The organism is Flavobacterium lacisediminis, from assembly GCF_025909975.1.
Taxonomy (GTDB): Bacteria; Bacteroidota; Bacteroidia; order Flavobacteriales; family Flavobacteriaceae; genus Flavobacterium; species Flavobacterium lacisediminis.
In genome coordinates this window covers 60,946-73,114 of record NZ_JAPCIO010000001.1, presented here as the reverse complement: position 1 = coordinate 73,114, position 12,169 = coordinate 60,946, and the positions used below count along the sequence as shown (strand labels likewise).

The following is a 12,169-nucleotide window of genomic DNA, read 5'->3' as shown; positions in this document are numbered from 1 at the left end:
TTCGTTGATGCTTTTCAATATGAAGTAAAAACTAATTATTGAATAACTAATTTTCTTGTAGCAGTTTTACCTTCTTCAGTAATTTTTACAATGTAAACTCCAGCGTTTAAACCAGAAACATTTACAGTGTTATTGATTACTTTTGATTTTACAACTTCTTTTCCAACGATGTCAAAAATTTGAACTGACATCTCAGTATTTGCTGTTGAAGTTAAATATAATGTATTTCCTTTTAATGGGTTTGGATACATTTTTAAACCTTCGATTGCATCAAAACCTCTTGTTGATAAATTAGTATCAGCTATTGAACGTGCAGTAACTTGAGCAGTTCCCGCAAAATCAGTTACTAAAACTGCAAGGTTTCTAGATCCAACCGGTACTGTTTGTCCAATATAATCAGATTCTACGAATGAAGTTCTAAAAGTAATTGTGTTTGTTCCATCAGATAAGTTGTAATTTGTTGCAGGTGGATTAATAAAAGTATTTGTTCCATTTCCTTCTAAAAAAGTAACCGTATTTAATCTTACTAACTCACTTTCATATGCTTCAATATTTCCAGTAATTGCCGCTATTGTAACTACTTCTGGTGTAATAACATTTCCTGATGATGAAGCTGAAATATTTTCTAATGGCAATAATTGTAAAGTTCCACTAAATAATGAAGTTTGCCCTTTTAATCCTGTCATACCATTGCCAATTACAAATGGGTTTGTAATAACATTAGTATTGTCGTCAATTAGTATCGCAGCTGAACTATCTTGAATGTATTTTTGATTTCTTGTTGTTCTAGCATATGTTACTACAGCCTCTCCTGTGATATGGTAATATTTACCAATACCATTAGTAATTACGTCATTTCTAACGGCTGCAATATTTGGTACAACTGTATAAGAAGCTATTTCAAATGTAACAGTTGCATTTTTTGCAGGAGATATCGGGTTGTTAGAATTGTTAACCAATTCAACAAAAACTGAATATGATCCTGGTGTTAAGCTAGTAAGAGCGATAGGTGTAGTGTCATATTTCATAACTCCAGTACCACTATTTACAGAATATCTGATGTGTCCATCTCCCGTACCGTTTGCAACATTGAAATTAGCAACAGATAATGCGATATTTACACTATTTATTGTAGGATTGTATAATGCTCCATTTGAAGGAGAAGTTATAATAAGACTTGGATCTGGGCTTGAAGCTGTCCAAGAAAAATCATCAACAAATATTCTTTCATTTACAGTATTTGATTTAATTCTGATTTGAATATTAGTATTAGGACTATTGATACTACCATTAACTGTTTTCCATCCTGAATCAGAAGTTACAGATGCATTTATTGTAGATGAATTTGTCCAAGTTGATCCATTATTTGTTGAATATTCAACAGTGTGGTCGGTTGCTGGAGCTCCATCCCATCTTCTTACTTGAAAAGAAAATGTACCAACACCACCTGATGCAATATTCATAATAATATTGGTAGTTGCATTATTTCTTAGTCTAACTGAGTAAGTTCCTAAAGCGCCAGCAACTCCATCTTGTAAAGTTGTGCCGTTTCTAAGAATGTCTGTTCCAGTCATTGTAAAGTTGCCATCAGTATAAGTGTGGTTTCCATATGCGTCTGGAGTTGCAGACCAATTTGCTGCAGTGTCAAAATTTATTGAACCTTGTGAATAGGTTAATAATGAAAATGCTAATAAAAATAAAGTGTAAAGTTTTTTCATTTTATGATTTTTAAGGGGTGCAAATTTATAAAGTATTTTTCAAATAATATGATGATTTATAGTTTTTTATGAAATTAGTTTAATAAAAAAAGCACCAACATTAGTTGGTGCTTTTTAATATGTTATAAATTAATTACTGAATAACTAATTTTCTTGTTGCAGTTTTACCTTCTTCTGTAACTTTAACTACATAAATACCTTCTTCTAAATTAGAAACGTTTACTGTATTGTTAATTACATCTGATTTTACAACTTCTTTACCTAATAAATCAAAAATTTGAACTGACATGTTCGCGTTTGCAGAAGAAGTTAAGAATAATGTATTTCCTTTTAATGGATTTGGATACATTGTTAAACCTTCAATTGCATTGAATGAATTTGATGATAGAGTGAAGTTTGGTGTTGAACTAATTGTTAGTTCATCAATAATCATTGCTGGAGTATTAGTTGCTGATTCTTGTCTTAAAATAAAACCTGCAAAATTTGTTATTGCAGTTGCTGGTGTTACATTAATTGTAGAACTTGCAGTTCCTCCAATTGTTGGGTTCTCGAATAAAGATAAAGTGTTTGAAGCAAAATTGTGTCTTAAGACTAAATATTGTGTTGTTCCAACATTGTATAGATTAGTTGACCAAACAACATCACCTACAAGCCCAGTAGGACTTAGACCATATTGGTACTGAGTTCCATCATTTTTAATCCATACTCTAGCTACAGTAAATGAATTTGATGCATCTGATAAAATCGCAAAATACGATGTACCTGTAACTCCAGTGATGTCTGTAACACTAGATAAAAAAGAAGCGTAAACTGCATCGGTATTAACTGTAGTGAAAGGAGCTTTAGTGTCACTTCCTGTTCCAGTAAACGCAACTGCTCCTCCTGTAGAAGTAATTCCAGTATAATTCAAACTACTAGCAACTGCTAATATTTCATCAGAACCTACAGAAGTATTTGTCCAAAATTGTGATGTGCTTAATGCTGTTCCAGCAGAATAGTTGAATGGTTCGTTAAATGGTAATGTATTAGTTACTTTACATTCTGGGCTTGCTCCAGTTACATTTAAATTACATGTTCCGCCGGTTATAGTAATTGAATAAGCGGTTCCTTCAGTAAAAGTAATAACAATGTTTCCTGCTGCTACAGAAGTTGGATTATCGCCAGATACTGTACCTAAAGTTGATATAGTGTAAGTTGCATTTGCTCCTCCAGTGTATGGAATAGTAACAGTGTAGTTGTCTAATAATGAAGTAGAAGCTGTACAGGCAGTTACGGCTGTCCCAAGAGTAAGTGTACAAGAGGCAGAAACATTATTCAATTTAACATCATCAATTCTAAATTGAGTTGTTGTAGAGGATTGTGTAAAACGTATTCTTAGATTACTTGTACTTGGAATTCCTGAAGTTATTGTTATTAATGTCCAATTTGCTGTTCCAGTTCCCGTTGCTCTTGAGTATGTAAGAGGGGTAAACGTGGTTCCATTTGTACTAACCTCAACAATTAATTCATTATTTCCAGCTGTAGTGTTTTTGTGATGTCCAAAACTAAGTTGTAATTCTGCAGTGTTATATGTTGATGTGTTTATTCCTTCAATTAAAAAAGAGTTAGTTGTGTTACTTGCAAAATAAACATTACCTCCGGCTGAAGCCCCAGAATATCCTGTAGATGCGGTAGACGCTCTAACATCTGCTGTTCCAGAATATAAAATAGGCGATGTGTTTTGAAATGTATTAGCGGCAATTGTTGTGGTTCCACCAGGTGTTCCCATGTTTTCAGAGTAGAAAACTTGTCCAAAAGACAAATTGCTTACTACGATTAATAATAAAGTGTAAAGTTTTTTCATGTTATATGAATTAAAAATTGAGTACAAAGATAAAAACAAATTAATTTTCTTATTAAAAAAAGATGTTAAGTTTTAATTAATTTACTGAAAACTAATTAAAAAGCCGAATGATATTCGGTACAAATGTTTTTTTGTAAAAATTAATTCTTTTGTATATTTTAATTAATAATTAGCTTTCTAGTAGCAGTAGCATCACCTTCTTTAATTTTGATGATGTATACGCCAGCAGCTAAATTACTTACATTTACTTCTTTTGAAGTAATAACCGTCTCTAGTACTTTTTTTCCAAGTACATTAAAAATTTCTACCTTTTTGTCTAATGACGATTTGGTAGTAATGTAAATTTTTCCAGAGTTTACGGGATTTGGGTAAATGGCTAAGCCCTCAATTGTAGGTTCTTGAGTTTTTGTTGCAATAGAAGTTTTGTTCTCTTGCGCCTGAAGGCTAAAAGAAAACAAAACTAGTAGAATAAAAATATAGTAGTATTTTTTTTTCATGTACAACATAATATTGAGTGTAAAGATAACCATTTTTTAATTACAAATACAATGCCAATTAAAAAATCCCTCTTTAAGAGGGATTTTTATATATTTTAAGTTTTATTTAGAAACCAGCCGTCCAACCAGTTGCCCAGCTTGGAGTTTCACCGCTATTTCCTGCACCAGTATTTGTACCTACAGTTAAATATGTTGTGTTTGTACCAGCATATTCTGATTGTGTAGTAATTGATGTTCCAAAGAAGATTGGATTAAAAGTTACAAAACCATTATCAATATTTGTGTTAGAACTAGGATCTTCTGCAGCAGATTTAATTTTTAAACCTTTTGTAAAACCATCAATATAGATATTTTGGCAATTCCATTTTCCAGTACCTTCTTTTAAGAATATTCCGTGCTCAGAACCAGCTAAACTTCCTTTAACGATTGTAAAGTTTTTTAAAGTAACATTTGTAGTTGGAGTTGCAGCTCCGTTATCTCCATTGTTTGATCCTTCAACTCCAGCTTTAGCTACATCTTTGATGAATACATAATCAATTGTTCCAGAGAAACCATCTGCAAAGTCAACTGCATCATCTTCACTATGTAAAGCAATTAAATATCTTGGGTTAACAGATCCTCCAAAAAATTCAATTCCATCATCACCACTTTTGTATGCTTGTATATATTCGAATACTGTTCCACTACCAACACCAAATAATGATACTCCATTAAATTCTTTAGTTGCATTAAAAGCAGCACCTGTATATTCTACTCTTAAATAGCGAATAACTCCTGAGCTATCAGTATTTTCAGTACCACCATATGTTAAATCTCCTACTTCAGAAGTAGCTGTTTGCCCTGTAGAACCACCTTTATTTGTGTTTGCTCTACCACAAATTACTAATCCACCCCAATCACCAGTTGCTTTAACAGCATTTCCACTTGTCATCACTACTGGGTTAGTAGATGTTCCATTAACATAAAGTAATCCGTCTTGTGCAATTGCAATATAAGATGCAGTTCCACCAGTTGCTTCAATTCTTGTTCCTGCAGGAATAGTTAAAGTTGCACCACCTCTTACTATGAATGAACCTGTTAAGTTGTATACTTGAGTAGGGTCTAAAGTAGCTGATTGTCCTGCTAATAATTCTCCTTTAAAATCTGCTGGATTAATAGTTACAGCATTATTGTTGTTATCTGATTCTTCTTCTCTTGAACAAGAAGTGAAAGTTAAAACAGCTATTGATAAAGCTGATAATAGTAAATTTTTCATTTTTGTGTTATTTAATTTGTTGAAGCAAATGTAGACTCAATTTGTGATTTTGTGTTTAACTAAATGTTATCTGTTTATTAAAAAAAAGAAGGCAGATTTTCAAATAAATCTGCCTAATATTTATTTATTGTAAATTAAATGTTTAGAAAGAATATTTCATTGAAATACTAAAGTTTCTACCTTTCTTGTATGAGTCAACTACAACATTTTGAATGTCTTGCGTTCTTTCAATAGTTGGGTCAGTTAAGTTTTTTGCACTAAATCCAAATCCAATATTTTTATTTAATTTGTATTTTAAAACAAAGTCTACAGTAATTACTTCGCTATCTACTAAATCACCTTTTCCAGTAACACCAAGAGCATATATTCTATCTGAAAAATAACCTCCTGCTAAAGTTGCAGTTAGCGATCTATCATTTTTAAAATCTTTATTAAAACTGATGTCAGAGTTTACTAATAAATCAGAAGCTCCAGTAAGTCTTGAATCTTTATTAGTAAAGGCTACACTAATTCCAGGATTTTCTTCGATTACTTTTTGAGTATCTAAATCTTGATTCGTAAATAAGTACGATACATTAAGTCCAAATCCTAAGTTGGTTTTTTCACCAGTTGTGTTGTTTTCTCGTGAAATAATGTTTTTTCTCCATTCACCTTCAATTCCTAATCCAACTGCTTTTTCTCCCGTATTAACAAAAGAAATGTCATTTGTAGCAGAAGCAACTGTAACTTGATTAATTGGGTTTTGAATATATTTTCCAAATCCTGTAAATGAAATAACTTCACCATTTTTAGGGAACATTTCCCATTTCAAATCAAAGTTATAATCTGTTGAGTTGTATAAGTTTTCATTTCCAAAGAAACTTTGTCCTACTTCTTCAAACAAGAAAGGTGCTCTTTCTTTAAACTGAGGTAAAGTATAAGTTTTACTAGCTGCAAATTTTATATTTTGTTTTTCGCTTATTTCATATTTTGCAGTTAATGAAGGTAAATATTCCATAGTGTCAGATAATTTTTTACCTGATTTTAATGAAGTGCTATAAAAGATATCTTGAATGATATACTCTGATCGGAAACCAGCAATTACAAATAATTTTGGTGTAAACTGGTATTCAATAGCTCCAAAACCTGCAGAAATAATTTGTTGACCATTAAAGTTTTGAGGGTCTAATGCATTTGGAGCGCTTAAACCACCTCTAAATGTTTGAATATCGAAATAACCTAAGTTAAAACTGTTTTGGTTAAAATAGCCATCAATATTATTCAAATCAATAACTTGTTGTGAATTAATTTTGAAGTTGAACTGAGTTGCATCAAAATTAATTTCTTTATATCTAGCACTATATCCAGCTATAAATTTTCCTTTATACTTATCATCAGATGTCTTTCCAAATTTGTATGACAAAGTAAAATTTCCAGCTAATTCATCATCTGTCATTTCTTGAAAATATCTATGATTGTCCGATTTGTTTAAGTTTGAAACAATTAGTGGAGATGTTGTTGGGTTATCATTATCTAATGGTACGAATGTGTTTTGCATACGATCAGGAATTACATTGGTCATCATATTGTATGAAATCCCCCAATCAAAGTTAATACGATTACTTAAAGTATGATTACCTAATAATTGATTGATAAGTAATGAAGTTCTTTCAAAAGTAGAACGAGATAAATATCCTCCACCATCAGGAGCAGCATCAAAAATATCAATTACACCTGTAAACTCTTCGTGTTTTTGAGATGTAGAATTAATATACATCGTATTCAATTTGATGTTATGATTACTATTTATTTTATAGTTGATATTAGCCATTGCATTTGAACTCGTTTGATATTCATATGCTTTTCTAAATAAATCTTTATAAGCTACACCTTGACTTGCTTCAACACCACCTCTTCTTACACCTTCTTTGTAGTTATAGTTGTTGTCGAAAGAAGTGTTTAAAAAGAAACTTAATTTCCCATTTGAACCTACTGAATAAGAATCTCCTCCTCTTAAGTAAAATGAACTTCCTATTGGAGTTGCTGCTTGCTTATCCCAGCTAGTAGTAAAATTGTATCCAGCTAAAGGATTATTTGGAATAGATTGATTGCTGAAACCGTGAAAACTAGGTCCGTCTTGTAAATAGAAATTATTTTGAGAAATTGCATTTGAATTTGCATTCATGCCACTTCCTACTTCAATCATTCCGCTTCCTTTGTAAGTTTTAGAAACAATATCTACATTTGCTCCTGCAAAATCTCCGTAGTTTTTATAGTTGAATGTTTTGTCAATTCCAATGTATTCTACAATATCAGTAGAGAAAACATCTAAAGACATATTCTTTGTTGAAGGGTTATTAGAAGGCAAAGGTAATCCATTCATTGTTGTTGAATTATATCGATCTCCAAGACCTCTAACAAAAATATCACTTGAACCTTCTTGTTTTGAAATACCAGATGTTTTTGCAACTGCTGCAGCAACATCACCGATTCCTTTTTTAGAAATTTCTTCCGCTCCAATACTTTGTTTGATTTCTACTGCTTTTTGTTGTTCTTGCAATAAAGCACTTTCTTTTTCTTTAGAAACTACTTGAATAATTTCAATATCTGCTAATTGAACTCCACTAGCTTCCAAAGTGTGATTGATAACTTTTTTCTCATTAGCTTTTAAGGTAAATGGAATTTCTTTAGTTTCGTATCCTAAATATCCTATTACTAAAGTATAGTTTCCTGGTTTCAGAGAAATCGAATATTTTCCGTTCTCGTCTGTAGAAGCCCCTTGTTTTGTTCCTTTAATTACAATGTTGGCAAATGGTAAAGGTTCGTTGTTAAATTCTTTATCTAAAATAGTTCCAGTAACAGTTCCATTTTGAGCAAACATTGCTACTGTAAAGAATAATGACAATAGTAAAAAACGTAGTTTCATTTTGTGTTGTTAAATTTTGGTGCAAAGGAACTGCTGAAGTGTTATAGTAAAGTTACTTGCCTGTTATGAATTAGTTGCGAATGCGTTACCTAATTGTTAATAGATTAAATAATTGTAAACTCCTTTAAACATTTTATTTTATCTTTACCTTTACAAACCAGAACATAACAAATTTTGTAATGAAGAAAAAAGACATTAAGATCTTATTGGTTGATGATGAGCAAGATATCCTAGAAATTGTTGGATACAATCTTTCTCAAGAAGGATATCAAATTGTAACCGCTTCTAATGGTAAAGAAGCTATTGCCAAAGCAAAGAAAGAACATCCTCAATTAATTATTATGGATGTAATGATGCCTGAAATGGACGGCATGGAAGCATGTGAAAACATCAGAAAAATTCCAGAACTTCAAGATACTATCATTACTTTTTTGACTGCTCGTTCCGAAGATTATTCGCAAGTAGCTGGTTTTGATGCAGGTGCAGACGATTACATTGCAAAACCAATCAAACCAAAAGTTTTGGTAAGTAAAGTTCAAGCGTTACTTAGAAGGTTAAAAGGAGTAGAAGGTGTTTCATCTACTACAACTTTAACGGTAGGAAATATCGAAATCAACAGAGAAGAATACAAAATCATTAAAGATGGCGAAGAAATTATTTTGCCTCGAAAAGAATTTGAATTGTTCTATTTATTAGCCACAAAACCAGGAAAAGTATTTACTCGCGAAGAAATTTTAGACAAAGTTTGGGGTAACGAAGTAGTAGTGGGTGGAAGAACTATCGATGTTCACATTAGAAAATTAAGAGAAAAAATTGGAGATAGCTTCTTTAAAACTATTAAAGGAGTGGGTTATAAAATCGAATTTTAATGCAATTAAAATTTAAAAAATCTTATAAGTTCGCTTTAAAGTCATCGTTATACGTAACCTTGTTCTTTTTAGCGACTATTTTTTTATATCATTATTTTGTTCAGCAATTAAATTTACTGATTGTTTTCGCTTTTTCTCTTGTTTTTTATGCAGCGACATTCTTTTTAATTCAATTTAGAGTGGAGCATTTTATCTACAAAAGAGTAAAGAAAATTTATGATGATGTTTCGCTTTTGGAAACAACTTCTTATGTAAATCAGCCCGTAACAACTGATATGGCAACTCTTACGAAAGAAGTAAAAAAGTTCGCCCGAGATAAAAAATTAGAAATCGAAACCTTAAAAATTAGAGAAGAATACCGAAAAGAATTTTTAGGAAACGTTTCACACGAATTAAAAACACCACTTTTCACAATTCAAGGCTATTTACTTACGCTTCTTGATGGAGCAATGGAGGATAAAAACATTCGTAAAAAGTATTTGGAACGTGCGGAAAAAGGAGTGGAACGCCTAATTTACATAGTGAAAGATTTGGATATGATTACCAAATTAGAAGTTGGCGAAATCAATCTAGATGTAACCCGTTTTGATATTGTAGAGGTTGTTCAAAACGTATTTGATTTGTTTGAGATGAAAGCTGCTAATAAGAATATTACCTTGACTTTCGATAATAAATATGTCAAACCAATATGGGTGATGGCCGATCAAGAGAAAATACAACAAGTAGTTACTAATTTAGTAGTAAATTCAATCAAATACGGTAAAAAAGGTGGAACGACTGAAGTAGGAATCGAAGATTTAACCAAAAATAAAGTCATCGTAAGAATTACTGATAACGGTGAAGGTATCGAAAAGCAAAACATTTCACGTTTATTTGAGCGTTTTTACCGAGTAGATAAAAGTGGTGCAAGAAGCGAAGGTGGTTCTGGTTTAGGATTAGCAATCGTGAAACACATTATTGAAGGACACGATGAAAAAATCTATGTTGAAAGTCAAATAGGTGTTGGTTCAGAATTTTCATTTACTTTGGAAAAGACGAAATAATTCGTTCCAATTCGGGTCAACCGAAAAATCTTTAAAACCTTTGTAAAAGTGAATTTTTTCCAACTTGGAAGCTTTGAATTTCTCTTGCTTGCAACTTGGAGCCACAATTTCCGATTTAAACTTTTTAGCTAAATATTCTTGTTCGTATTGCCCTGGAGTCGGAATAAAAAACGCTTTTTTCTCCAATTTCGCCAAATCCATAACCGTAGTATAACCCGAACGACAAACTACAAATTCACTTTCGTTAAAAGCAGTATTTAATTGTTCCGAATTCATAAAATTGTAATAGGTAATCGAATTTACTTTCTCGATTTGCTGTTGCGATTCCACAATTCCTTTTACGAAAAGAATTTCCTTCGAACTGTTTTCTAATTCTTTGATAAGTTTCTTTTCTAATAAAGTACGTTGCGGTTCTGGTCCTGATAATAAAACCATGATATCGTACTTAATTGGTAATGATTTTTTTTCAATTCGACTTAGCGGACCGATGTAAGAAATTTTATTTAACTTCTTTTCAGGATGCCCTAATTTACCAGATAAATTTTCAACACCAGCCACATCAGGAACCCAACAAGCATCAAATTTAGAAATATAACGCGAATGTAATTTGGTTGTCAACCAAGAAGTTTTTCCAGAAAGCACATTCAATTGGTGTGTAATAAAAACCGAAGACACTTTTGAAGAATAAACACCTAATCGATTATCGCTAATAACGCCATCAATTTCATAGTTCTCGATAATCCTATTGATTTTTGATTTCTCTTTTTTGATGGCCAACATCATTTTTGGCATTTGAAGTGCTAGTTTCCACTTGAAGTTTTTACCTTTTTCCGCATATTGAATATTATAAGCGGGTAATTCAATACTTAAAAGTTTCGGAAACTCTTTTTTTAATAAAGCTAAAGCTACTCCGTCAGAAGCAATAATGGGTTCAAAACCATTTTCTTCCAATGCTTTTATAATAGGAATACATCGTGTGGCATGTCCTAAACCCCAGTTTAATGGTGCTATGAGTATTTTTTTCTTCATTACTTTTTCAAAACCGCAATAAATTGTTCGGCTAATTTATTTTCATCTTCAAAATTATACTCATTTTCCTCCGAACTAAAATTTCTATCGTGTTGGTATAATTTCCACTTTTTGTTGTTGTATTCTAATGCAGTTAAATTTTCTACCCAATCGCCCGAGTTCAAATAGAAAACTTCTCCTTTTTCATTCTCCATGAACTCAATTTTGGGTTCGTGAATATGCCCGCAAATTACATAATCATAGTCGTTTTCTATTGCCAATTCCACACAAACATTTTCAAAGTTAGTGATAAATTTAACAGCAGATTTTACATTGTTTTTAATTTTCTTCGAAAGCGAATACGGTTCTTTGTTAAATCTAGCTAAAACCCAATTGATAAAACGGTTAATTAAAATTAGCATATCGTAACCCCAGCCGCCTAGTTTTGCTAACCATTTGGCTTGAGTAATCGAAGCGTCAAAAACATCACCATGAAAAATCCAAGCTCTTTTATGATCTAATTCTAACACAAGTTTGTCAATTAAACTGATATTTCCCATGTGTAAATCGGTAAATTTTCTAAGAAATTCATCATGATTTCCGGTAATGTAATACACTTTTGTACCTTTAGTACTCATCGAAATAATTTTCTTAATTACTTCTAAGTGTTTCGATGGGAAGTAAGATTTTCTAAATTGCCAAATATCAATAATATCGCCATTTAGAATTAAAATTTTAGGTTTTATCGAAGATAAATAATCCAATAATTCTTTCGCATGGCAACCATACGTTCCAAGATGAACATCGGAAATAACAGCCACTTCAACTTTACGTTTTTTCATATGTGTGGATTATATTTTTTAGCGGTCACATATGGAATCGCTATTTTTTCATCGGTGTTGCTTGCGCAACTTTTTATTAATTGCGATTTCAAAATAAAAGTTTTATGCAAAAAACGAAAACGTATCTAATGTTAAGGTTATTGAAACATTATTAAAAGTTTATTTGTGTTGCTAATTATTTGCTTAATT

General features: G+C 31.6%; 9 protein-coding genes. 2 read left to right on the top strand and 7 right to left on the bottom strand.

Annotated features, from left to right (window positions below; translation table 11 throughout):
• Positions 1-35: 35 nt before the first annotated feature.
• The 5 genes from OJ995_RS00360 to OJ995_RS00340 form a co-directional block, all read right to left on the bottom strand.
• Entirely contained in the window at positions 36-1,718 is a 1,683-nt protein-coding gene (locus OJ995_RS00360) for a T9SS type A sorting domain-containing protein (protein WP_264367632.1), read from the bottom strand.
• Between the two features lie 133 nt (positions 1,719-1,851).
• Positions 1,852-3,561 (bottom strand): T9SS type A sorting domain-containing protein, encoded by a 1,710-nt coding sequence (locus tag OJ995_RS00355; protein WP_264367631.1) that lies wholly within the window; start codon positions 3,559-3,561, stop codon positions 1,852-1,854.
• Positions 3,562-3,719: 158 nt separating this feature from the next.
• Positions 3,720-4,058, bottom strand: a complete 339-nt coding sequence (locus OJ995_RS00350; RefSeq protein ID WP_264367630.1) for a T9SS type A sorting domain-containing protein — start codon at positions 4,056-4,058, stop codon at positions 3,720-3,722.
• Between the two features lie 106 nt (positions 4,059-4,164).
• The gene (locus tag OJ995_RS00345; RefSeq protein WP_264367629.1) at positions 4,165-5,313 is read right to left on the bottom strand and encodes a hypothetical protein; all 1,149 of its coding nucleotides are present in this window, start codon (positions 5,311-5,313) and stop codon (positions 4,165-4,167) included.
• 142 nt (positions 5,314-5,455) lie between these two features.
• Complete coding sequence (locus tag OJ995_RS00340) at positions 5,456-8,218, bottom strand: TonB-dependent receptor (protein WP_264367628.1); 2,763 nt, start codon at positions 8,216-8,218, stop codon at positions 5,456-5,458.
• Between the two features lie 179 nt (positions 8,219-8,397).
• Between OJ995_RS00340 and OJ995_RS00335 the strand changes: the two genes are divergently transcribed.
• Both OJ995_RS00335 and OJ995_RS00330 read left to right on the top strand, forming a co-directional pair.
• Positions 8,398-9,087 carry a response regulator transcription factor gene (locus tag OJ995_RS00335; RefSeq protein ID WP_264367627.1) on the top strand — a complete coding sequence of 230 codons (690 nt, stop codon included), beginning with the start codon at positions 8,398-8,400 and terminating at the stop codon, positions 9,085-9,087.
• Positions 9,087-10,130 (top strand): sensor histidine kinase, encoded by a 1,044-nt coding sequence (locus tag OJ995_RS00330; protein ID WP_264367626.1) that lies wholly within the window; start codon positions 9,087-9,089, stop codon positions 10,128-10,130. The genes OJ995_RS00335 and OJ995_RS00330 overlap by 1 nt, the downstream gene beginning before the upstream one ends.
• On the opposite strand, the gene OJ995_RS00325 is transcribed toward OJ995_RS00330, so the two are convergent.
• Both OJ995_RS00325 and OJ995_RS00320 read right to left on the bottom strand, forming a co-directional pair.
• A complete protein-coding gene (locus tag OJ995_RS00325; protein ID WP_264367625.1) occupies positions 10,104-11,159 on the bottom strand; it encodes a glycosyltransferase in 1,056 nt (351 codons plus the stop codon). The two genes, OJ995_RS00330 and OJ995_RS00325, sit on opposite strands and share 27 nt — an antisense overlap.
• Entirely contained in the window at positions 11,159-11,980 is an 822-nt protein-coding gene (locus tag OJ995_RS00320) for a UDP-2,3-diacylglucosamine diphosphatase (RefSeq protein WP_264367624.1), read from the bottom strand. The genes OJ995_RS00325 and OJ995_RS00320 overlap by 1 nt, the downstream gene beginning before the upstream one ends.
• Positions 11,981-12,169: the final 189 nt, after the last annotated feature.

Coding starts and splice junctions, on each gene's coding strand:
- OJ995_RS00360 (WP_264367632.1), bottom strand. CDS start 1,718: ATGAAAAAACTTTACACTTTATTTTTATTAGCATTTTCATTATTAACC.
- OJ995_RS00355 (WP_264367631.1), bottom strand. CDS start 3,561: ATGAAAAAACTTTACACTTTATTATTAATCGTAGTAAGCAATTTGTCT.
- OJ995_RS00350 (WP_264367630.1), bottom strand. CDS start 4,058: ATGAAAAAAAAATACTACTATATTTTTATTCTACTAGTTTTGTTTTCT.
- OJ995_RS00345 (WP_264367629.1), bottom strand. CDS start 5,313: ATGAAAAATTTACTATTATCAGCTTTATCAATAGCTGTTTTAACTTTC.
- OJ995_RS00340 (WP_264367628.1), bottom strand. CDS start 8,218: ATGAAACTACGTTTTTTACTATTGTCATTATTCTTTACAGTAGCAATG.
- OJ995_RS00335 (WP_264367627.1), top strand. CDS start 8,398: ATGAAGAAAAAAGACATTAAGATCTTATTGGTTGATGATGAGCAAGAT.
- OJ995_RS00330 (WP_264367626.1), top strand. CDS start 9,087: ATGCAATTAAAATTTAAAAAATCTTATAAGTTCGCTTTAAAGTCATCG.
- OJ995_RS00325 (WP_264367625.1), bottom strand. CDS start 11,159: ATGAAGAAAAAAATACTCATAGCACCATTAAACTGGGGTTTAGGACAT.
- OJ995_RS00320 (WP_264367624.1), bottom strand. CDS start 11,980: ATGAAAAAACGTAAAGTTGAAGTGGCTGTTATTTCCGATGTTCATCTT.